16 protein-coding genes are annotated in these 21,732 nt (G+C 61.9%); 6 read left to right on the plus strand and 10 right to left on the minus strand.

Translation table 11 applies throughout. From position 1 onward, the window contains the following. Positions 1-26: 26 nt before the first annotated feature. From PspS35_RS03085 to PspS35_RS03115, 7 genes are all read right to left on the minus strand, one after another. Positions 27-1,334 carry a DUF3426 domain-containing protein gene (locus tag PspS35_RS03085; RefSeq protein ID WP_159932732.1) on the minus strand — a complete coding sequence of 436 codons (1,308 nt, stop codon included), beginning with the start codon at positions 1,332-1,334 and terminating at the stop codon, positions 27-29. Between the two features lie 30 nt (positions 1,335-1,364). Beyond that, entirely contained in the window at positions 1,365-2,243 is an 879-nt protein-coding gene (prmA, locus tag PspS35_RS03090) for a 50S ribosomal protein L11 methyltransferase (RefSeq protein ID WP_159932733.1), read from the minus strand. A gap of 221 nt (positions 2,244-2,464) precedes the next feature. Beyond that, positions 2,465-3,826: an acetyl-CoA carboxylase biotin carboxylase subunit gene (gene accC / locus PspS35_RS03095; protein WP_116627259.1), complete on the minus strand. Its 1,362-nt coding sequence runs from the start codon at positions 3,824-3,826 to the stop codon at positions 2,465-2,467. Positions 3,827-3,843: 17 nt separating this feature from the next. Next, on the minus strand, positions 3,844-4,305 hold the full coding sequence (gene accB, locus PspS35_RS03100) for an acetyl-CoA carboxylase biotin carboxyl carrier protein (RefSeq protein ID WP_116627258.1): 462 nt from the start codon (positions 4,303-4,305) through the stop codon (positions 3,844-3,846). A gap of 24 nt (positions 4,306-4,329) precedes the next feature. After that, entirely contained in the window at positions 4,330-4,785 is a 456-nt protein-coding gene (aroQ, locus tag PspS35_RS03105) for a type II 3-dehydroquinate dehydratase (protein WP_159932734.1), read from the minus strand. A 193-nt stretch (positions 4,786-4,978) separates the two neighbouring features. Next, positions 4,979-6,940 carry a methyl-accepting chemotaxis protein gene (locus PspS35_RS03110; protein ID WP_159932735.1) on the minus strand — a complete coding sequence of 654 codons (1,962 nt, stop codon included), beginning with the start codon at positions 6,938-6,940 and terminating at the stop codon, positions 4,979-4,981. Positions 6,941-6,993: 53 nt separating this feature from the next. Continuing rightward, positions 6,994-8,664, minus strand: coding sequence for a PleD family two-component system response regulator (locus PspS35_RS03115; protein WP_159932736.1), 1,671 nt, complete (start codon positions 8,662-8,664; stop codon positions 6,994-6,996). Positions 8,665-8,963: 299 nt separating this feature from the next. Between PspS35_RS03115 and PspS35_RS03120 the strand changes: the two genes are divergently transcribed. The 5 genes from PspS35_RS03120 (at position 8,964) to PspS35_RS03140 (ending at position 14,376) form a co-directional block, all read left to right on the plus strand. Next, a complete protein-coding gene (locus tag PspS35_RS03120; RefSeq protein ID WP_159932737.1) occupies positions 8,964-10,031 on the plus strand; it encodes a DUF2333 family protein in 1,068 nt (355 codons plus the stop codon). A 2-nt stretch (positions 10,032-10,033) separates the two neighbouring features. Continuing rightward, positions 10,034-10,570 carry an NUDIX hydrolase gene (locus tag PspS35_RS03125; protein ID WP_159932738.1) on the plus strand — a complete coding sequence of 179 codons (537 nt, stop codon included), beginning with the start codon at positions 10,034-10,036 and terminating at the stop codon, positions 10,568-10,570. Between the two features lie 211 nt (positions 10,571-10,781). Continuing rightward, positions 10,782-11,153 (plus strand): translation initiation factor Sui1, encoded by a 372-nt coding sequence (locus tag PspS35_RS03130; RefSeq protein WP_057724111.1) that lies wholly within the window; start codon positions 10,782-10,784, stop codon positions 11,151-11,153. Between the two features lie 142 nt (positions 11,154-11,295). Continuing rightward, entirely contained in the window at positions 11,296-13,209 is a 1,914-nt protein-coding gene (gene speA / locus PspS35_RS03135; RefSeq protein WP_159932739.1) for an arginine decarboxylase, read from the plus strand. 303 nt (positions 13,210-13,512) lie between these two features. Beyond that, complete coding sequence (locus PspS35_RS03140) at positions 13,513-14,376, plus strand: alpha/beta hydrolase (protein WP_159932740.1); 864 nt, start codon at positions 13,513-13,515, stop codon at positions 14,374-14,376. A gap of 50 nt (positions 14,377-14,426) precedes the next feature. Here the strand turns inward: PspS35_RS03140 and PspS35_RS03145 are convergent, their stop codons facing one another. Further along, complete coding sequence (locus PspS35_RS03145; RefSeq protein WP_159932741.1) at positions 14,427-14,738, minus strand: hypothetical protein; 312 nt, start codon at positions 14,736-14,738, stop codon at positions 14,427-14,429. A 93-nt stretch (positions 14,739-14,831) separates the two neighbouring features. Then, positions 14,832-16,169 (minus strand): MATE family efflux transporter, encoded by a 1,338-nt coding sequence (locus PspS35_RS03150; RefSeq protein WP_159932742.1) that lies wholly within the window; start codon positions 16,167-16,169, stop codon positions 14,832-14,834. Positions 16,170-16,384: 215 nt separating this feature from the next. Here PspS35_RS03150 and PspS35_RS03155 point away from each other — a divergent pair, with 215 nt between their 5' ends. Continuing rightward, positions 16,385-21,280 (plus strand): alpha-2-macroglobulin, encoded by a 4,896-nt coding sequence (locus PspS35_RS03155; RefSeq protein ID WP_159932743.1) that lies wholly within the window; start codon positions 16,385-16,387, stop codon positions 21,278-21,280. A gap of 120 nt (positions 21,281-21,400) precedes the next feature. Here PspS35_RS03155 and PspS35_RS03160 read toward each other — a convergent pair whose 3' ends face one another. Next, on the minus strand, positions 21,401-21,694 hold the full coding sequence (locus PspS35_RS03160; RefSeq protein ID WP_159932744.1) for a hypothetical protein: 294 nt from the start codon (positions 21,692-21,694) through the stop codon (positions 21,401-21,403). Positions 21,695-21,732: the final 38 nt, after the last annotated feature.

The raw sequence follows: 21,732 nt of genomic DNA on the forward strand, positions 1-21,732 counted from the left end.
CGTCAAGCTTCGGTGCCTGGGCTGGCTCACTCGGGCGAGTGGAAGCTCAGGCTGTAATTCACGGCTTTATTGCCCGGGTCGAGGATGTCCAGGGAGATATGGATCGGGGTCTGCGATGGCATTTCGCTCACACCGGCCAATTCGCCGCTGAGGTATTCGCCGGGCTTGAAGCGACGACTGGCAATAAGGCTGCCATTGAGGTCCGAAAAACGCAGCTCCAGCAATGGGAACGGCTGGGAAAAGGTGGCGCGGTTGTAGATGATCGCGTCCACCACCAGTGCGCCGGCGAACCCCGGATGGCTGCGTACTACCAGGTTGCTGCTCTTGATATGCGCGATATCGACCCGCGATGGCAGCGTGCAGCCCAATGTTGGGCACAGTTGCTGAAACCACGGGCGATAGGCGTCCTGGCGGGCCAGGTCGTCGAATTGGTAGGCAATGTATTGGCCTGCCAGGCCGGCAGCGGCCATCAGCACCAGCAGCATCCAGATCAGGCGGCGACCCCAGCCGGTCGGGCGCTTTTGCGCGTAGAGGTGCAGCGGGTCGTCTTCCAGGTCCTGAAGCAGGTCGTCGTGGATGCCCGCCTCGACGCGTGCACGCTTGCGACGCGACGGTTGGTGCGCTTGCGGCTCGGGCTCGTCTGCTGCCTGGGTCAGTGGCGTGAACGGCGGCTCGGTGGGCGCGTCCTGCTTCGATGCGTGCAGTGCGGGGGCGTCGTCGATATCGTCGCTGTGCGGCGTGATGGACGGCTCGGTGCGCTGCTTGGATGTCGGGGCCTTGGCCGGTTCCGGGTCGGCTTCTGGAGCGTTGGCGCGTTCTTCAGGTGGCTCACTGAACAGGCTGGCGGCCCATTTTTCTTCTTCGGCCTTGATGGTTTCGCGGCTGGCGCTGAGGGTTTCTTCTTTTTGCCGACGATCGGTGCCGGGCTGGCGACGTTCAGCGCCCGCGGCCAGGGTGTGCTGAATCTCGCGGCGCTCCAGCTTGGCCAGTTCTTCGTCCAGGTCCAGGTTGTCCAGGTCCAGCTCTTCGGCGGTCCATTGTTTCTGGCTGATTGCCCGCGGTGCCTGGGGAGCTGCCTGGGGAGCTGCCTGGGGAGCTGCCTGGGGAGCTGCCTGGGGAGCGGCTTCTGGAACAGCCTCGGGCACTGGCTCAATCGCGCCCGGTTGCTCTGGTGCAGGCGCATGGGCGCGCTGCTCCAGCAACTGGCGAGCGGCGTTGAACACTTGCAGGCACGAGCCGCAGCGAACCACGCCACGGGCCACGCTCAGTTGGGCGTGATTGACGCGAAAGCGTGTTTGGCAATGCGGGCACTGGGTGACGAAACTGTCGGTCATGCGGCCATCCGATTCAGGCAAGCGCTCATTCTAGCGCCGACGCCCGCTGATGCGTACCCAGCCATCACGGTTGGCGATCGGGTCCAGCTCGAAATCCTTGGCATACGCAGCGGCGACGTCTTCGCCTTGCTCGGCAAGGATGCCCGACAGTGCCAGGCGACCGCCCGGCTTGACCAGGCTCGACAGCTGCGGCGCCAGGGACACCAGCGGCCCGGCGAGGATATTTGCCACCAGCACATCGGCCGGTACCTGTGGCAGGTCTTCAGGCAGGTAGAGTGGGAATTTGCCTTCGGCAATATTGTTGCGCCCTGCGTTATCGCGGGAGGCTTCCAGCGCCTGCACGTCGATATCGGTGCCCACGGCTTCCTTGGCGCCCAGCAGCAGGGCGGCAATTGCCAGGATCCCAGAGCCGCAGCCGAAGTCCAGCACGTTGCTGCCAGTCAGGTCCTGGCCGTCGAGCCATTCCAGGCACAGTGCGGTGGTGGGGTGGGTGCCGGTGCCGAATGCCAGGCCCGGGTCCAGCAGCAGGTTGACCGCGTCAGGCTCGGGTGCAGCGTGCCAGCTCGGCACGATCCACAGGCGCTGGCCGAAACGCATGGGCTGGAAGTTGTCCATCCAGCTGCGTTCCCAGTCCTGGTCTTCGATCACTTCGCTGTGGTGCTCGGGCAGCGGGCCGCCGGTGAGCAGTTCCATATGAGCCAGTACGCTGGCGGCATCGGTGCCGTCTTCGAACAGGGCCAGCAAATGGGTGTGGGACCACAGCGGGGTGGTGTTCAGTTCAGGTTCGAAGATCGGTTGGTCTTCGGCGTCCATGAAGGTCACCGATACCGCGCCCACTTCAAGGAAAGCGTCTTCGTAGGTTTCGGCTTGTTCTGGGCTGATGGCGAGACGGACTTGCAGCCAAGGCATGGCGGGCACCTTTGAATAAAAATGAGGGTGCGACGAGCGAGGTCGCGAAAGCGCGCAAGTTTACGCCAGCGGCGGGCAGAAGACGACACTACTGACTGCACGCCGGTCAAATGTGGGAGGGGGCAAGCCCCCTCCCACATTTTGACGGTGTACATTTTCAAAAAAGTAGAGGGCCCACAAACAACAAAGCCGCCCGAAGGCGGCTTTGTTGGGTGGAGCACTTACTGGTTGGCCAGTTTGTGTTCCAGGTAGTGAATGTTCACACCACCTTCGCAGAAGCCTTCATCGCGAACCAGGTCCCGATGCAGCGGGATGTTGGTCTTGATGCCGTCTACCACGATTTCGTCCAGGGCATTGCGCATACGGGCCATGGCCTCGTCGCGGGTCGCGCCCCAGGTGATCAGCTTGCCGATCAGCGAGTCGTAGTTGGACGGAACCTTGTAGCCGCTGTACAGGTGCGAATCCACACGGACGCCGTTGCCGCCGGGCGCGTGGAAATGCTTGACCAGGCCAGGGCTTGGGATAAAGGTTTTCGGGTCTTCGGCGTTGATCCGGCACTCCAGGGAGTGGCCGTGCATCTTCACGTCGTCCTGGGTGAAGGACAGCACGTTACCGGCGGCGATGCTCAGCATCTCCTTGACGATGTCGATACCGGTGACCATCTCCGATACCGGGTGCTCTACCTGCACACGAGTGTTCATCTCGATGAAGTAGAAACGGCCGTTCTCGTAGAGGAACTCGAAGGTACCGGCGCCACGGTAGTTGATGTCGATGCACGCCTTGACGCAGCGAGCCAGCACTTCTTCGCGGGCTTTCTCGTCGAGGCCCGGTGCCGGTGCTTCTTCCAGCACCTTCTGGTGACGGCGTTGCAGCGAGCAATCGCGATCGCCCAGGTGGATGGCGTGGCCCTGGCCGTCGGACAGTACCTGCACTTCCACGTGACGTGGGTTGGTCAGGTACTTTTCCAGGTAGACCATCGGGTTGCCAAACCAGGCGCCCGCTTCGGAGCGAGTCTGCTTGGCCGCTTCGATCAGGTCTTCTTCCTTGTGCACCACGCGCATGCCGCGACCACCGCCGCCGCCGGCGGCCTTGATGATCACCGGGTAACCGACTTCGCGACCAATGCGCAGGGCCGTTTCCTCGTCTTCCGGCAGTGGGCCGTCGGAGCCTGGAACGGTTGGCACGCCGGCCGCGATCATGGCGTCCTTGGCCGAGACCTTGTCGCCCATCAGGCGAATGGTTTCGGCTTTCGGGCCAATGAAGGCGAACCCGGATTTTTCCACCTGTTCGGCGAAGTCGGCGTTTTCCGCAAGGAAGCCGTAGCCCGGGTGGATGCCATCAGCGCCGGTCACTTCTGCAGCGGCGATGATGTTCGAGACTTTCAGGTACGAGTTCGTGGCCAGTGGCGGGCCGATGCAGATGCTTTCGTCCGCCAGTTTCACGTGCATCAATTCGGTATCGGCCGTCGAGTAAACAGCGACGGTCTTGATGCCCTCTTCCTTACAGGCGCGCAGGATCCGCAGCGCGATCTCGCCGCGGTTGGCGATCAGGACTTTTTGCAGTTTCTTCGCAGGTTTCAACATCGAAGGCGCTCCGCGGTTCAAACGATGGTGAACAGCGGCTGGTCGTACTCAACCGGCTGACCGTTTTCTACCAGGATGGATTCGATGACGCCGGCTTTTTCCGCGGTGATGTGGTTCATCATCTTCATCGCTTCAACGATGCAGATGGTGTCGCCCACTTTCACGGTCTTGCCGACTTCAACGAAGGCTGGCGAGGTCGGTGCCGGGGTGCGGTAGAACGTACCGACCATTGGCGACTTGACCACGAAACCGTTCAGTACAGGTGCGGCCGGGGCAGCAGGTGCGGCAGCAGCAGCAGGTGCGGCAGCCGGAGCAGCGGCTGGCGCCGGTGCTTGCATCTGCGGCGCGTAGAACTGTTGGGCCGGGGTCTTGCTGTGGCGGCTGATCCGTACGGACTCTTCGCCTTCCTTGATTTCCAGCTCGTCGATGCCGGATTCTTCCAGCAGTTCGATCAATTTCTTAACTTTACGGATATCCATGAATCATCAACTCCCAAGGGTCGGTCAGGGGCGTTTAGCCTGTTCTTCAACGTGTTCCAGGGCGGCCTCCAGGGCCAGTCGGTAACCGCTGGCGCCAAGGCCGCAGATCACTCCTACCGCTACATCGGAGAAGTAAGAGTGATGGCGGAAAGCTTCGCGTTTGTGCACGTTCGATAAATGCACTTCGATGAATGGGATGCTCACCGCCAGCAGCGCGTCACGTAATGCAACGCTTGTGTGCGTAAAAGCGGCGGGATTGATCAGGATAAAGTCCACGCCTTCGCCGCGCGCGGCATGGATGCGATCAATCAATTCGTACTCGGCATTGCTTTGCAGGTAGAGCAGATGGTGGCCAGCTTCGCGTGCCCGTCGCTCCAGATCGAGGTTGATCTGATCCAGGGTCACAGCCCCGTAGACGCCCGGTTCACGGGTGCCGAGCAGGTTCAGGTTGGGTCCGTGAAGAACCAGTAGCGTCGCCATCGGCTGTTCCTTGTTATGGATAGGAGTACGGCAGAACCCGGCGACTATGCCGCAAAGCCTTTGTGACTGTCCAGTTCTATGCAGTAGGCAGCACGATTAACGAGGATTGCGCAAAATTTGTGACTAGGGGCTTGAGTTCAGTCATTGGTAACACTGTCTCGAACCCAATGGAGATCAAATGTGGGAGATAGGGTCAGACGCGGAAGGCTTTGACTGCCGTATTGAGCTGCCCGCCCAGCACCAGCAGGTGTTCCCCCTGGCGACGGCCCTGTCCGATTCGCAGCAAATTATCTTCGCCCAGTTGGTGAATCCGCTCACTGTTATCGCGAATTTCACTGACCGCACCACTCTGCTGCGCGGTTACATCGGCAATCCGCACCGCCGTGTCGGAAATGGTCTGGATCGCCCCGACGATTTCATCCAGCGCGCCGTCCGCCGCTTGAGCCTGCTGGGCGGTGGTTTCGGCGTGTTCGACCTGGGTGCGCATGCCCTCCACTGACTGGTGGGCAGCGCTTTGCAGGCCGGTGATCAAGCCTTGGATTTCAGCGGTGGCGCCAGCCGTGCGTTGGGCCAAGGTGCGGACTTCGTCGGCGACCACGGCAAAACCACGGCCGGCCTCACCGGCGCGGGCGGCTTCAATCGCCGCATTGAGTGCCAGCAGGTTGGTCTGGTCGGCAATCGAGCGAATCACCGTGAGCACGCCGCCGATGGTGGCGGACTCTTTGGCGAGTTTCTCGATCATCTGCGCATTTTGCTGCACTTCGCCGACCAATGCGTGCAGGCCGGTGAGGCTCAGGCCGATTACGCGCTGGCCGTGTTCCACCGCTTGGCCCGCGCTGCGGCTGGCGTTGGCGGCCTGGCTGGCATCGCCGGCCACTTGCTGGATGGTGGCTTCGAGCTCGCCCAGGGAATCGCGGATTTGTGCGGTGTCCCCGGCCTGGCGTTCGGCGCCGTCGTGCAGGCCGCTGCTCAGTTCGGCGAGGGTGCGGCTGCTGCCGGCCACTTCCTCGGCGTTGCCGCGAATGGTGCCGACAAGGTCCACCAGGTAAGCGCGCAAGCGGTTGAGGGACGCTTCGATGTCGTGCAGTTCGCGGTTGGTCTTGCCCAGGGCGATCGGCCGACTGAAGTCGCCTTCGGCCCACGTCGACAGCGCGGGTGCCAGGTTGGTCAGCACCCGCGCCAGTTTGCGTTGCAGGGTGTCGATCAACAGCGCAATCAGGAGGATCAGGCCGATCATGACGCCCTGCATCAGGCGCACTTCGCCTTGGATAAGGGCGTGTTGGGCGCGCACCACTGGCTCAAGGCCGGCGATGGCCTGTTGCACGGCGTTGATCTTCAGGTGGGTGCTGGCGGCCAGGTCAGCGCGTTGCTGGATCTGCTCGCGGGTGCGCTTGAGTTCGGCAGGGTAGCGGGTCAGCAGGCTGTTGAGTTCGCGCTTGAGGTCGACGCCGGTGTCCTGGGCTTCGGTTTTTTCGGTGTGTTCCAGGCCCATCAGCGCGGAAAAATCATCGGTATTGGATTCGGTACTGGCTTTGACGCCAAGCAGTGGCAGTTGCCCCAGCACGTCGGCCTGGGCGCGGATATTTGCGACTTCGCGTTCAACATCATCGGCCAACTCCGCACGCCCGCTGCTCACCAGCTTGTCGCGGGCCAGGGACAGCTTGCCCAGGTGCTGGGCCGCGGTCAGCAGGGGTGGCAAGTAGCGTGCGGCTTCAGGGGAATTGACGCCGATGGCGTACTGGCTCAACTGGTCCAGGTTGGCGCCCAATTCACGCTCGGCTTGCAGCAACAGGGCTTGCGGGTCGCCGGCCAATTTACCGGCGGCCAGCAAGTCGGTCTTGCTGAAGGTGTCCAGGTCTACCAGGCTGGGACGCAGGTTTTGCGCGAGGTCAGCGGGCAATTCAGCCAACTGCTTAAGCAGGCTTTCCAGGCTCTGGCTGGCGCTGCTCAGGCGCAGGGCGTCGCCGCTGGCCAGGTAATCGTCGAGGCTGCGAGCGGTCTGGTTTTGAAAGGCCTGCGACAACCCCAGGTAGCGTTCCATCAGCAGGTAGGGCCGTTCCAGCGCACGTTGCGACCACCACAGCGTCGCGCCAAGTGCCAGGCACACGGCCACCAGAAGAAGGGTATTGAGATTGGTCAGCAGCTTCAGGCGCATGCGTGGATTCAACCGACAGCAAAAGGTAAGTGCCTGAAGTTATTGCGTTTTCGTTACAGCGTTATGACGGAATCAGTGGATTCTGGTGAAAAGATGGCACTTTGCTTTGATGTGCGCGCGGCGTGCACGCGGTTACGTCCTGCGTCCTTGGCGCGATACAGCGCCTCGTCGGCCTGGGCCGCCATCATCAGGCTGTCGGAACCGTCGCACAGCTCCACCAGCCCGGCGCTGAAGGTGCACCACAAATCCTGAGGCTGGGCCGGGTAGTGAATTTCGGCAAAGCGCCCACGGATTTCATCCAGCACCTTGCAGGCCGATTCCAGGTCGGTGTCGGGCATCACGATGGCGAACTCTTCACCGCCGTAGCGTCCGATAAAGTCGGTCTTGCGCAAACGCTGCTTGAGGAACAGCGCCAGGCTCTTGATCACGCGGTCGCCCATAGGGTGGCCGTGGCTGTCATTCACCCGTTTGAAGTGGTCGATGTCGAGCATGGCAAAGCTCAACGGCTTGTTCTCGCGGCGTGCGCGGAAGCTGCAGTCTTCGAGCAGTTGCAGGATATGGGTGTGGTTGTACAACCCGGTCAGGCTATCGCGCACCATGCGCGCCTTGAGGTGGCGGGCGCGGGCGGCGCGGTTGCGCACGGTGGTGATCAGGTGGCGTGGCTTGATCGGCTTGGTGAGGAAGTCGTCGCCGCCTTCGCTCATGGCGTCCAACTGCTTGTCCAGGTCGTCTTCGGCCGACAGGTAGATGATCGGCACACTCACATAACGGTCGTTGTGGCGGATCACCTTGGCCAGCTCGGTGCCGGTGCAGGCCGGCATGTACATGTCGAGGATGATCAGGTCCGGTTGGAAATCCGCCAGCTCGGCCATGGCCTGGATCGGTTCGATCAGGGTGCGGGTGACGATCCCGGCGCTGTTGAGCAGCCGCTCGGTGTGCAGCGCCTGGGCCCGTGAGTCGTCGATGATCAGCACTTTATAGGGTTCGTACTGGGCGACGCAGGTCAGCACTTCGATTTTTTCCAGCAGGCTGGAGGCTTCCAGCGTGCCGGTCAGAAATTCCTGGCCACCGGCGCGCACGGCGGCCAGGCGCGTCGGCGTGTCGGTTTCGTGCAGGCTGAAAAACAGCAGCGGCAGCTTTTGCTCCAGGCCTTCCTGGGCTTCGGCGGCGAGCTTGAGGCCCAGGCCTGCGCCACAGAAATCCACGTCCATCACAATCACCGAGGGCAGGCGCTCGGCCATAGACGCGCGAAATGCCGCCACACTGTCCAGAGACTGGGCGCTCATGCCAAAGAATTCCAGCTGCTTGGCCAGGCGTTCGGCGCGGTCGTGATCGGCCAGCATCACGTAGATCGGCTTGCGCATCGGCGGCAGGAAGGTTTGCTCAAGCTGGTCGCCCTGGCGCAGGCCGGTGCGGGACAGGCGCTGCATCAGGCGGTTGAGTTCAGTAATCAGGTGGCTGCTCAGGCGGCCACGGTTTTCATCCACTGCCTTGAGTGACTCGCCGATGTGTCGCGCCAACTGGCCGTGTTCGGGCTGTTCAAAACGCTCGGCAAAGCGCAGCAGGCGCAGGTTGGCCTCGCTGAGTTCGGAGAGGTCGGCGCCTGACCATTCGCTGCGTTGCAGGCGCTGCCAGATCTCAAGAATTTGACGTGCCTGATGAATTACCCGCTGGGCAAAATGCTGCTTGAGACGCTCACGGCTGGGGTCTTCTGGCTCGGTCATATCCTGACTACTAGTAAGGGTGCATGCTGAGGTCGAACTGATGGCTCTATGCTAGCACCTCTTTTCGATGGGATGAGTGTCATATGTCAATTAACTGCATGTCCCCGATATTCAGTTAGTGACCTGACGGTCGCACAGCTTAAAAAGCGTGCATCCTTTATAGTCGAACGTCTTCCGCGCGCCACTTTGGTGAAAAGCCCCGCATGGGCGGGCACGATGGGGTAGGGTTGTGGTCGGAGTGTTTGAACGCACGCCATCAATTCAAGTGCATGAACTCAAGTGATTGAAAGGATATCGCCATGCTGGACTGGAAAAACCGTGCAGGCAGTGCCAAAGGCCCCGCCCCTGAGCCCAAGTCGGCCAACCGCAGCTATTTTCGTACCCTGCTGATGAGCCGGGCGTTGCTCAGCGTGCTTGGCCTGTACCTGTTGGTCACCGGTGCCCTGGGTTGGTACTGGAGCGAAGAACCATCGCTGTTCCCGGTCCAGCAGAACGCCCAAATTGCTGCCGAGAAAGAAGGCAAGCAGATGGTGGTGGGCTACACCACCGTCGAAACCCTCAAGACCGTGGTCGGCACCTTGCTGAACAAGCCCGGTGGCTACATTTCCAATGACCGTTTCCCGCCAGGCCTGTGGATGGACAACATGCCGAGCTGGGAATACGGCGTGCTGGTGCAGGTACGTGACCTGACCCGCGCCTTGCGTAAGGACTTCGCCCGGTCCCAGTCGCAATCGGCCGAAGACGCCGACCTGGCCAAGGCCGAGCCGCGTTTCAACTTCGACAACAAGAGCTGGGTGCTGCCCTCGAGCGAGTCGGAGTATCAGGAAGGCATCAATTCCCTGAGCCGCTATGAAGCGCGCCTGTCCGACCCTAACCAACGCGGCGCGCTGTTCTACGCGCGTGCCGACAACCTGAACAACTGGCTGGGGGATGTCGCTACCCGTCTGGGTTCGCTGTCGCAACGCCTGTCGGCCAGTGTGGGCCGGGTCAAGTTGAACACCGCCCTGAAAACCGAAGCCCTGGCGCCGGGTGAAGTGCCGCAGGTCGACGAAGAAGTGGTGGAAACCCCGTGGATGCAGATCGACAACGTGTTCTACGAGGCCCGTGGCCAGGCGTGGGCGCTGTCTCACCTGCTGCGCGCCATCGAAGTCGACTTCGCCGACGTACTGGCCAAGAAGAACGCCACGGTCAGCGTGCGTCAGATCATTCGTGAACTGGAAGCCTCCCAGGAACCGGTCTGGAGCCCAATGATCCTTAACGGCAGCGGCTTCGGCGTGCTGGCGAACCACTCGCTGGTGATGGCCAACTACATCTCGCGGGCCAACGCTGCGGTGATCGACCTGCGTCAACTGCTCAACCAGGGTTGATGATGGACGCGACTCAACAGGAGGCCGCGCACCGTGCGGCTTCCGACGCTGAACTGATCTGCTGGGTCGACGAGCAGGACAACCTGCTCGGCACGCTCGTCAGGTCCGACCTTCGCCAGCGCGGCCTGATCGGCCGCTGCACCTTTATCTTCCTGTTCAACTCCGCCGGCGAGCTGTGCGTGCATCGGCGCACGCTGAGCAAAGCCATGTACCCGGGGTTCTGGGACACCGCGGCGGGCGGCATGGTGGCGGCCGGGGAGGCGTATGCCGATTCAGCGGTGCGTGAGCTCGAGGAAGAGCTTGGGGTGGGCGGCGTGGAACTGGTCGAACATGACCACTTCTATTTCGAGGACGGTAACAACCGGCTCTGGTGCCGATCCTATTCCGCCGTGTGGGATGGCCCCTTGCGTTTGCAGCCCGAAGAAGTCATGGAAGCACGCTTTTTGCCCATCGAGATTGTCCTACAGGAGGCCGAACAAAAGCCCTACTGCCCGGACGCGCAAGAGGGCTTGCGGCGCTATCTTGGCTCGCGTCGCTAAAGTTGCATAAATTGGCGCCATTTGGCCCTTAGCAAGTCGGCTTTTTGCCGTTACACTGCGCGACTTTTCACCCGAACCGCCATTATTCACCCCGGCAATTGTAGGAGCGAACCTTGGCGGTTTGGTAGCGCTGCCCCTGCCTGAGTGGGGCTTCGCGGTCGGTGGCGCATGCGCGCGCCGATCAGTCTTCATCCTCCCAAGAGGATTGCCGGTGGCCAAAAAAGCCGCATCCTTCGCCGCCCTTGGTGGCTTGGTATTTTCCACCGACGCAGGTCGACACTGCCCGGACTGTCGCCAGCCCGTGGATTCGTGCACCTGCAAACAGACCCTGATCCCTGAAGGCGACGGTATTGCCCGCGTGCGCCGCGAGAGCAAGGGCCGTGGCGGCAAGACGGTGACCACTATCACCGGCGTGCCCCTGGCTGAAGAGGCGCTCAAGGAACTGGCCACCACGCTGAAAAAGCGTTGTGGCACCGGTGGCGCGTTGAAAGACGGGGTCATCGAGATCCAGGGCGAGCACGTCGAATTGCTGTTGGCCGAGCTGATCAAGCTCGGTTACAAGGCCAAGAAGTCCGGCGGCTGACAGCCTCTTCCCAACCTGTGTCTAAACTCTGTCCTGCGAGTGGGGTCTCACCTTCTTACAGGCAAATCGTCATTTTCATTCTTTAGACTGCGCCAGCCTCCGCGAGAGGTGGCGCCTTCGCCTTCATTTATAGGGGACTTCGATGTCCGTACGACGCACACGCAAAGACGATGGCAGCCAATGGACAGTTGCGGACAGCCGCAGTGTTTACGGGATTCGCCATTGGGGGGCCGGGTATTTCGCGATCAATGAAGCCGGTCGCGTTGAAGTCCGTCCGAACGGCCCGAACAGCACCCCCGTCGACCTCTACGAGCAAGTCGACCAGTTGCGTAAAAGCGGCCTGTCGTTGCCGTTGCTGGTGCGCTTCCCCGATATCCTGCAAGACCGTGTCCGCCAGCTGACCGGTGCCTTCGATGCCAACATCGAGCGCCTGGAATACCAGAGCAAGTACACCGCGTTGTACCCGATCAAGGTGAACCAGCAAGAAGCGGTGATCGAAAACATTATCGCCACCCAGAACGTCTCCATTGGCCTGGAAGCCGGCTCCAAGCCTGAGCTGCTGGCCGTGCTGGCGCTGGCGCCGAAGGGTGGCACCATCGTCTGCAACGGTTACAAAGACCGTGAGTTCATTCGCCTGGCGTTGATGGGCCAGAAACTCGGCCACAACGTGTTTATCGTGATCGAGAAAGAATCCGAAGTCGGCCTGGTGATCGAAGAGGCTGCCAGCCTCAAGGTCAAGCCCCAGGTCGGCCTGCGCGTGCGGTTGTCGTCCCTGGCGTCGAGCAAATGGGCGGACACCGGTGGCGAGAAGTCCAAGTTCGGTCTGTCGGCGGCGCAGTTGCTGTCGGTGGTCGAGCGCTTTCGCGCGGCGGGCCTGGACCAGGGCATTCGCCTGCTGCACTTCCACATGGGTTCGCAGATCGCCAACCTGGCCGATTACCAGCACGGGTTCAAGGAAGCCATTCGTTACTACGGCGAACTGCGCAACCTCGGTCTGCCGGTGGATCACATCGACGTCGGCGGTGGCCTGGGCGTGGACTACGACGGTACTCACTCGCGTAACGCCAGCTCGATCAACTACGACATGGACGACTACGCCGGTGTGGTCGTGGGCATGCTCAAGGAATTCTGCGACGCGCAGAGCCTGCCGCACCCGAATATCTTCTCTGAAAGCGGCCGTTCCCTGACCGCCCACCACGCCATGCTGGTGGTGCAGGTGACCGACGTCGAGAAACACAACGACGAAATCCCGACCATCGAAAACAAGGAAAGCCTGCCGGAAACCGTGCAATGGCTGGTGGACCTGCTGGGCCCGACCGACATCGAGATGGTCACCGAAACCTACTGGCGCGCCACCCACTACATGAGCGACGTGGCCACCCAGTACGCCGACGGCAAACTGACCCTGGCCGAAAAAGCCCTGGCCGAACAGTGCTACTTCGCCGTGTGCCGCCGCCTGCACAACTCGCTGAAAGCCCGCCAGCGCTCGCACCGCCAGGTGCTGGACGAACTCAACGACAAGCTGGCCGACAAGTACATCTGCAACTTCTCGGTGTTCCAGAGCCTGCCGGACACCTGGGCCATCGGCCAGGTATTGCCGATCCTGCCGCTGCACCGCCTTGACGAAGAGCCGCTGCGTCGTGCGGTATTGCAGGATTTGACCTGCGACTCCGACGGCAAGATCAAGCAATACGTCGACGAGCAGAGCATCGAGACCAGCCTGCCGGTGCACGCCTTGAACGAAGGCGAGGACTACTTGCTGGGCATCTTCCTGGTCGGCGCGTACCAGGAAATCCTGGGTGACATGCACAACCTGTTCGGTGACACCGACTCGGTGAACATCTACCAGCGCGAAGACGGTTCGGTGTACAGCGCCGGGATCGAGACCCACGACACCATCGAAGACATGCTGCGCTACGTGCACTTGTCGCCGGAGGAGTTGATGACGCACTACCGTGACAAGTGTGCGAGCGCGAAGATCTCCGCGTCGGAACGTACCCAGTTCCTTGATGCCTTGCGCCTTGGGTTGACGCGGTCGTCGTACTTGTCCTCGTAAGCTGAGCTGACACACATCCAACTGTGGAAGGGGCGGTGCGACGATTCGACGTGCCCCCGATAGCGGTACATCAGCAGCAGATAAGTTGCCTGACACACTGCCATCGGGGCATGGGTATCTACACAACTTCCAGTGAATACGGAATCTATGGCAATTAGGCTTCTGTGGTGAGCGGGGCAAGCCCGCTCACCACAGAGTTATGTGTCAGCCTTTAAGAGTTGTGTAGATAACTATGGCCATCGGGGGCAAGCCCATCCCATATTTGGAACACTGCTATTGCTGAGGTTTTGTGGGGGCTCAATGATGTCGAGCAAATGGCTGCAAGTGTTCACCCTGGCAATGGCTGCTTTCATGGCGGCCTGTTCGCCGATCAAAGTGCTTAATGCGCTCACCCCCTCCAGCACCTTCACCAAGACTCGCGGCATCGCCTACGGCGATGACCCCCGCCAGAAACTCGATATCTACCGGCCCGTTCCTGCCGTGTCCAACGCTCCCGTGGTGGTGTTCTTTTACGGCGGCAGCTGGAACAGCGGCGCCAAGGACGACTACGCTTTCGTCGGCGAAGCCCTGGCTTCCCGCGGCATTGTGGCGGTGATCGCCGATTACCGGCTGTACCCGCAGGTGCGTTATCCCGCGTTTCTCCAGGATGGCGCCCAGGCCGTTGCGTGGGCGGTCAACCACAGCGCTGAATACGGTGCAGATCCCAAGCAGCTTTACGTGATGGGCCATAGCTCTGGCGCCTACAACGCCGCGATGTTGGCGCTGGATGGGCGTTGGCTCAAGGCAGTGGGCTTGGCGCCGTCGATCTTCAAAGGCTGGATCGGCCTGGCCGGGCCTTATGATTTCTTGCCGATTGAAAACCAGGACGTGCGCCCGGTGTTCTTCTTCCCCGACTCACCGCCGGAGTCGCAGCCGATCAACCATGTCAGCCATGATGCACCGCCAAGCCTGTTGATTGCCTCGACCGATGACACGCTCGTCAACTCCACCCGCAACACGGGTGGGTTGGCGAAAAAACTGCGGGAAGCGGGGGTGCCGGTAGAGGTGTTTTATTTCACCCGAACCAGCCACGCGACATTGGTCGCGTCCATCGCCAAGCCGTTGCGCTGGCTGGCGCCGGTGCTGGATCGGGTGACGGGGTTTATTGCATCCGTGCCTAGCCGATAAGCCGGTGTGGCGCAGGCTCATTGAGCATACGCAAGGTTCCTGCTGACAGGTCAGCGGAAAATCTGGCACAAGTAGTACGCGCATTGGCCTGGGTTGAACTCAAGGTTGACTTGGTCAATCCTGTCAACGTTGCTGTTTCTACGGGAAACGTTGACGCCCCTGCTATTGATCGGCAGTTCAATCGATGCTCCTGGGGCAAGAGGGTGCAGCTCTGTGCCTTGGCTAACCATCAAATTGAACTGGCTTTCGTTTTTGACCTGCAATATGCCGGCAGCGTTGGTTGGCCCTTGCCCGCTGGTGCATCCGGCGATGGTCACTAGCGCGCACGCGATGGTAGCCCACAGGGTTTTTGTGATGTTCATATCCGACTCTCCATGCATATATGAAAGGGTAGATCCCTGACCATTCAACGCTTGGAATGTCGGTTTGTAACCTGTCAGAACTAACAGGTAGGGTCAGTTGAACCATTGGTCCTGGCGTTTGAGCCGCCAGGCGATGACGCCCAAGGTCAGGCTGCGCAACGTCATGAACAGCAGGAAAGTGATCCACAGTCCGTGATTGCCCAAGCCTTGCAACGCCCAGGCAAACGGCAGTGTTAGCAATAACGTCAGCAGCATCCCATTGCGCATTTCCCGCGCACGGGTGGCACCGATAAACAGGCCGTCCAGCAGGTAACTCCCCACTGCAATCAACGGCAGCAGCGCCAGATACGGCAGGTAGATATCGGCGGTGTCGCGCACGCTGGGGATGTCGGTCTGCATGGCGATAAACAGGTGCCCGGCAACCGTGAATAACAGCGCGAAACCGACGCTGGCGATCAGCGACCAGCCACCTGCAACTACCAATGAACGGCGCAGTGAGTGGCGGTCGCGGGCGCCGATGGCGTGGCCGCACAGGGCCTCGACTGCGTGGGCCAGACCGTCCAGTGCATGGGCCGTCAGCAGCAGGCCGTTGAGCAGCAGGGCGTTGGCGGCCACGGTCGCATCCCCCAATCGCGCGCCTTGCACGGTGATCATGAAAAACACCGATTGCAGCGCCAGGCTGCGGATAAAAATATCGCGGTTCACCGCCAGCAATGGGCGCCAGCTTTGCCAGAGCTTCAGCGCGGCCCAGGCGATATGGCCGGGGTAGGCGCGCAGGGCTTTTTGCGTCAGCGTCAGGCCGAGCAGGGCGCCGGTCCACTCGGCGATCACGGAGGCCCGGGCGGAGCCGACCACACCCCAATCCAGTCCGAGCACGAACCAGAGGTTCAGAGCGATATTCACCAGGTTGGTGGTCAGCAGGATCATCAGCGGCGCACGGGCGTTCTGCGTGCCGAGGAACCAGCCCACCAGGGCATAGCTCGCAAGGGCGGCGGGCAGGCCGAACAGGCGGGTGTGGAAGAAGTCGCGGGTCAGTTGATTGAGTTCGGGTGACGGCTGCATCCACTCCAGCGCCAGGTGGCTCAAGGGAATGCCTACCGTGCCTAGCAACATCGCCAGCCCCAGCGCCAGCAACAGGCCTTGCAGCAGGATTTGCCGCAACGCCGCGCCATCGTTGCGGCCAGCGGCCTGGGCGGCGAAACCGGTGGAGCCCATGCGCAGGAACCCCATGGCCCAGGCGAGAAAGGTATACAGGCTGGCGCCGACGGCCACGGCACCCAACTGATGGGCGTGGGGCAGGTGGCCGATGACCATGCTGTCGACCAGGGCTACCAGCGGCACCGAGATATTCGACAGGATCATCGGCGCCGCCAGGGCCCAGACGCGGCGGTGGGTAGGGCGGTCGCGCCAGTCGGTGAGTAAGGTGGACATGCAGGCTCCTCTGGGGAACGGCATTGTAACCGGGCATCCGCCACGCAGCAGCGGCAATGTGGGGTCGGATTAACTGTGTTTGTGGGATTTTGCTTGGCTTAACGTGCCCCAAGAACCAAACCACCCTCCGTCGGTCAATGTGACCAGTGCCACATCGGCTTCGCCGGCGCTGATATATAGTTCACCCCTCGGTCCCCTCTCACTACGAGTGCCCCATGCTTAACAAAGGATTGTTCCTGGCCTGCGCGCTGGCCCTGCTGAGCGCCTGCGATTCCTCTGATAAACCCGCTGCACCGCCCGCGCCCACCGTGGCGGCTGCGCCGAAACCGGCCAAGGTGGCGGTGGACTTGCCGGCGCTGAAGCAGCGCTACGCCGGGCGTGAGTTGAGCGTGGTGGACGTGTCCGAGGTGCAGTTGGACGGGGCCAGCACCTTGTCGGTGAGTTTTTCCATCCCTCTGGAGCCTGATCAAAAGTTTGCCGACAAACTCCATCTGGTGGACAGCAAGTCCGGCAAGGTCGATGGCGCCTGGGAGCTCTCGGACAACCTGATGGAACTGCGCCTGCGCCACCTGGAGCCGCAGCGCAAACTGGTGCTGACGGTCGACGCTGGGCTCAAGGCAGTCAACGCCAACACACTCGCCGCCGAGTACATCGCCCGCCTGGAAACCCGCGACCTGCAAGCCACTGTCGGCTTCGCCAGCCGTGGCACCTTGCTGCCGACGCGCCTCGCCGAGGGCCTGCCGGTGATCGCGTTGAACGTCGACAAGATCGACGTTGAATTCTTCCGCATCAAGCCCGAATCCCTGCCGTCGTTCCTGGCGCAGTGGGGGCGCAATACCAGCCTGCAAAGTTATGAATCGCGCGAACTGCTGCCGCTGGCGGATCTGGTCTACGGCGGCCGTTTCGACCTGAACCCGGCCCGCAACACCCGCGAAACCCTACTGCTGCCCATTGCTGGCCTCAAGCAATTGCAGCAGCCGGGCGTGTATCTGGCGGTGATGCGCGCCTCGGGCACCTACAACTATTCGCAACCGGCCACGCTGTTCACCTTGAGTGATATCGGCCTTTCAGTGCACCGCTACGCCAATCGCCTGGACGTGTTTACCCAGGCCCTGGAAGGCGGCAAGGCGCTGGATGGCGTAGACCTGGAAGTGCTCGACGCCGATGGCCGTGTGTTGGGCCAGGGCAAGACCGAGAAGGGTGGCCACGCCGAGTTGCCGTTGCCGAAAAAAGCCCAGGTGTTGCTGGCCAAACAGGGCGAACAGACCAGCCTGTTGCGCCTCGACAGCGCCGCACTGGACCTGGCGGAATTCGATATCGGCGGCCAGCCTTCGCACCCGCTGCAGTTCTTTGTGTTCGGCCCACGCGACCTGTACCGCCCTGGCGAAACCGTGCTGCTCAACGCCCTGCTACGCGACAAGGACGGCAATGCCGTCAAGCCGCAACCGGTTAGCGTCGAGGTGCGCCGCCCGGATGAACAGGTCAGCCGCAAATTCGTGTGGGATGCCGATGCGTCCGGCCTGTATCAATATCAACTGCAACTGGCCGGCGAAGCCCCGACCGGGCGCTGGCAGTTGGTGTTCGACCTGGGTGACGGCAAGCCGCAGTTGTATGAATTCCTCGTCGAAGACTTCCTGCCCGAGCGCCTGGCGCTGGAGCTCAAGGGCAGCGACACGGCGTTGAACCCGGCGGACAACCCGGTGATTCAGGTCAATGGTCGCTATCTGTATGGCGCACCGGCCTCCGGCAATCGCGTCAGCGGGCAAGTGTATGTGCGGCCATTGCGCGAGGCGGTCAAGTCGCTGCCCGGCTATCAGTTCGGTTCGGTCACGGAAGAGGAGTTGAGCCAGGATTTTGAACTGGACGAAAGCGTCCTGGATGCCAAGGGCCAGGAAAAACTGACCCTGGAGAGCAAATGGGCCGAGGCCAAATCGCCGCTGCAATTGATCGTGCAGGCCAGCCTGCAAGAGTCAGGCGGGCGGCCGATCACCCGGCGCCTGGTGCAGCCGATCTGGCCGGCCGAGCAATTGCCGGGCCTGCGCGGGCTGTTTGACGGCACCGAAACCAATGGCGATGGCCCGGCGGAATTCGAAGTGCTGCTGGCCAACCAGGACGGGCAGAAGCTCGCAGCCCAAGGCCTCAAGGTGCGCCTGGTGCGCGAGCGTCGCGACTATTACTGGAACTACTCCGACAACGACGGCTGGAGTTACCACTACAACGAGAAATTCCTCAACCTCGACGAACAGACCCTGAACATCAAGGCCGGCGACACCGCCAAAGTCAGCTTCCAGGTGGAGTGGGGTCCGTACCGCGTCGAGGTTGAAGACCCGCAGACCGGGTTGGTCAGCAGCCTGCGTTTTTGGGCCGGTTACCAAGCCCAGGACAACACCGAAGGCGGTGCGGTACGCCCCGATCAGGTCAAGCTGGCGCTGGATAAACCTGCCTATGGCGACGGCGATACCGCCAACGTCACGGTGACGCCGCCCGCTGCCGGTAAAGGCTACCTGCTGGTGGAGTCTGCCGAAGGGCCGCTGTGGTGGCAGGAAATCGAGGTGCCAGCCGAGGGCAAAAGCTTCGCCGTGAAACTCGACCCGAAATGGTCGCGCCATGACCTGTATGTGAGCGCCCTGGTGATTCGTCCCGGCGAGCGCAAAGCCAATATCACCCCCAAACGCGCAGTGGGCCTGCTGCATCTGCCGTTGGACCGGACCCAGCGCAAGCTTGGCGTGACCCTCACCGCGCCGGAAAAAATGCGCCCCAAACAACCGCTCACGGTGAAAGTTGCCGCCAAGAACGCCGATGGCAGCGTGCCGAAACAGGTGCATGTGCTGGTGGCAGCGGTGGACGTGGGCATCCTTAATATCACCGAATACCCGACGCCCGATCCGTACTCCAGTCTGTTTGGCCGCAAGGCTTATGGCGTGGACCAGTTCGACATCTACGGCCAGTTGATCGAAGCCGGCCAGGGCCGTCTGGCCAGCCTGGCCTTCGGTGGTGATGCGGCGTTGGCCAAGGGCGGCAAGCGCCCGGACACCAGCGTGACCATCGTCGCCCTGCAAAGCGCACCGGTGACCTTGAACGACAAAGGCGAGGGCGAAGTCAGCGTCAATATCCCCGACTTCAACGGCGAGCTGCGCCTGATGGCCCAGGCCTGGAGCGACGACCGCTATGGCATGGCCGAAGCCAAGACGGTGATTGCCGCACCGCTGATTGCTGAGCTGTCGGCGCCACGCTTCCTCGCCGGGGGCGACCAGACCACCCTGGCCCTGGACCTGTCCAACCTATCGGGCAAGGCGCAGACACTCGATGTGCAACTGAGCGCCGAGGGGCAGTTGGAGTTGGTCAGTGCCGCCGCGCAAACCGTTGAGCTCAAGCAAGGCCAGCGCACCACCCTGCGCATCCCGGTGAAAGCCTGGGGCGGGTTGGGCCAAGGCAAGGTGAAGGTCACGGTCAACGGGCTGGTTCTGCCGGGTGAAAACTTGCCGCCGTTCAGCCGAGAGTGGACCTTGGGCGTGCGCCCGGCCTACCCGGCGCTGCTCAAGCATTACCGCGCCGTGCTCAAGGATCAGCCGTGGAGCCTGCCAGCCGGCACCCTGGATCAGTTCGATACCTCTGGGCGCGAGGCGCTGTTGAGCCTGTCGAGCCGGCCGCCACTGAACCTCGGCGCGCAGATCTCGGCGCTCAAGGCCTACCCGTATGGTTGCCTGGAGCAAACCGCCAGCGGCTTGTACCCGTCGCTGTACGCCGACGACGCGCTGCTCAAGCGCCTGAGCATCAAGGGCGAGCCGGATGCCGAGCGTAAACGCAAGATCGAACTGGGTATCGAACGCCTGCTGGGCATGCAGCGCTACAACGGCAGCTTTGGTTTGTGGGGCGCCGATGGCGAGGAAGAATATTGGCTGACCGCTTATGTCACCGACTTCCTGTTGCGCGCCCGAGACCAGGGTTTTGCCGTGCCGCCCGAGGCCCTGAAAAAAGCCAGCGAACGCCTGCTGCGGTATGTGCAGGAGCGCAACCTGATTGACGTCGACTACAGCGACAACGCCGACCACACACGCTTCGCCGTGCAGGCCTACGCCGGCATGGTGCTGGCGCGCAGCCAGCAGGCGCCATTGGGTGCGTTGCGCAGTATCTTCGAGCGGCGCAGCGATGCACGTTCCGGTTTGCCACTGGTGCAGTTGGCCATCGCCCTGCAAAAGATGGGCGACCAACCGCGTGCGGACCAGGCCTTGCAAGCTGGCCTGGCGACGCAGCGCAGTGCCAAGCAATGGCTGGCCGACTACGGCAGCCCGCTGCGCGATCAGGCGATGATTCTCGCGTTGCTGGAAGAAAACGACCTGGCCAAGGGCAAGCGCGAGGAGCGTTTGTTCAGCTTGTCGGACCAACTGGCGGCCAGCCCGTACCTGTCGACTCAGGAGCGCAATTCACTGTTCCTGGCGGGGCGGCTTGGTTTTGCCCAGCCTGAGGCGAGCTGGCAGGTTTCGCTGACCGGCAGTGGCGGTCTGCGGGAATTGAACAACCAGCAATCGACGCTGCCACTGGACGACAAACTGCTGTCCAGCGACCTGAGCCTGAGCAATCAGGGCGATACGCCGGTGTACCAGCAACTGACGATCTCGGGTTACCCCCAAGTGCCTCCGGCACCCGGCGGCGAGAACCTGAGCATCCGCCGCGACTACCTGGGCATGAACGGCCAGCCGCTGAACCTGCGCAACCTCAACAGTGGCGACCTGGTGCTGGTGCACTTGGCGGTCAGCGCCAAGCAGCGCGTGCCGGATGCGTTGGTGGTCGACCTGCTGCCCGCGGGCCTTGAGCTGGAAAACCAGAACCTCGCCCAAAGTGCCGCCAGCCTTGAAAACGCCAGCAGCCAAGTGAAGGAATGGCGCGAGTCGATGCAGAACGCGGCGCTCAAGCATCAGGAGTTCCGTGATGATCGCTATGTGGCGGCAATCAATCTGCAGAGCGATGGCACCACGCACCTGCTGTACTTGGCGCGTGCCGTGACGCCGGGCACGTACCGTGTGCCGCCGCCGCAGGTGGAGTCGATGTACCGGCCGAACTGGCAGGCGGTGGGGGAGACCCCGGCAGACCTAGTGATCAAAGGGCGCTGAAATTTGACGGTTGAGCACTGTAGGAGCGGGCTTGCCCGCGAAGAACTCTATTCAGGATGTCAGCGTTATCGTTGACGTCCTTCGCGAGCAAGCTCGCTCCTACAGAGGGTGTTTTGGGGGTTAGTGAACGACCCAACTGAGCAACCAGAGCCCAAGCATCAGCCAGATCACCCCGACGATGATCGAGGCGCGCATAAAGGCGCGTACGGCCGAATACAGAAACAACAGACCGATGATCAGCGTGATGATGCTGATGATCGAGGTGTCCATGCCCAAGGTGCGGGACAGGCCTTCGACAAAGTTGCCGCCCGCATTGGTCAGGGCACCGAACAGCCCGCTGAGGCCATCGACGATAAAGCGGATGATGGAACCGAGCGCCTGGCCCAACCATTCGAAGAAGCTTTCTACCTGCATGTGTGTGTGTCCTGATGAGAGGGTGGGCGTATCTGTGC

It is taken from the genome of Pseudomonas sp. S35 (genome assembly GCF_009866765.1).
Taxonomy (GTDB): domain Bacteria; phylum Pseudomonadota; class Gammaproteobacteria; order Pseudomonadales; family Pseudomonadaceae; genus Aquipseudomonas.

What these genes read in the sequence shown, in the direction of transcription:
- PspS35_RS03085 (WP_159932732.1), bottom strand. Translation starts at nt 1,334, where the DNA reads ATGACCGACAGTTTCGTCACCCAGTGCCCGCATTGCCAAACACGCTTT.
- prmA (WP_159932733.1), bottom strand. Translation starts at nt 2,243, where the DNA reads ATGCCTTGGCTGCAAGTCCGTCTCGCCATCAGCCCAGAACAAGCCGAA.
- accC (WP_116627259.1), bottom strand. Translation starts at nt 3,826, where the DNA reads ATGTTGAAACCTGCGAAGAAACTGCAAAAAGTCCTGATCGCCAACCGC.
- accB (WP_116627258.1), bottom strand. Translation starts at nt 4,305, where the DNA reads ATGGATATCCGTAAAGTTAAGAAATTGATCGAACTGCTGGAAGAATCC.
- aroQ (WP_159932734.1), bottom strand. Translation starts at nt 4,785, where the DNA reads ATGGCGACGCTACTGGTTCTTCACGGACCCAACCTGAACCTGCTCGGC.
- PspS35_RS03110 (WP_159932735.1), bottom strand. Translation starts at nt 6,940, where the DNA reads ATGCGCCTGAAGCTGCTGACCAATCTCAATACCCTTCTTCTGGTGGCC.
- PspS35_RS03115 (WP_159932736.1), bottom strand. Translation starts at nt 8,664, where the DNA reads ATGACCGAGCCAGAAGACCCCAGCCGTGAGCGTCTCAAGCAGCATTTT.
- PspS35_RS03120 (WP_159932737.1), top strand. Translation starts at nt 8,964, where the DNA reads ATGCTGGACTGGAAAAACCGTGCAGGCAGTGCCAAAGGCCCCGCCCCT.
- PspS35_RS03125 (WP_159932738.1), top strand. Translation starts at nt 10,034, where the DNA reads ATGGACGCGACTCAACAGGAGGCCGCGCACCGTGCGGCTTCCGACGCT.
- speA (WP_159932739.1), top strand. Translation starts at nt 11,296, where the DNA reads ATGTCCGTACGACGCACACGCAAAGACGATGGCAGCCAATGGACAGTT.
- PspS35_RS03140 (WP_159932740.1), top strand. Translation starts at nt 13,513, where the DNA reads ATGTCGAGCAAATGGCTGCAAGTGTTCACCCTGGCAATGGCTGCTTTC.
- PspS35_RS03145 (WP_159932741.1), bottom strand. Translation starts at nt 14,738, where the DNA reads ATGAACATCACAAAAACCCTGTGGGCTACCATCGCGTGCGCGCTAGTG.
- PspS35_RS03150 (WP_159932742.1), bottom strand. Translation starts at nt 16,169, where the DNA reads ATGTCCACCTTACTCACCGACTGGCGCGACCGCCCTACCCACCGCCGC.
- PspS35_RS03155 (WP_159932743.1), top strand. Translation starts at nt 16,385, where the DNA reads ATGCTTAACAAAGGATTGTTCCTGGCCTGCGCGCTGGCCCTGCTGAGC.
- PspS35_RS03160 (WP_159932744.1), bottom strand. Translation starts at nt 21,694, where the DNA reads ATGCAGGTAGAAAGCTTCTTCGAATGGTTGGGCCAGGCGCTCGGTTCC.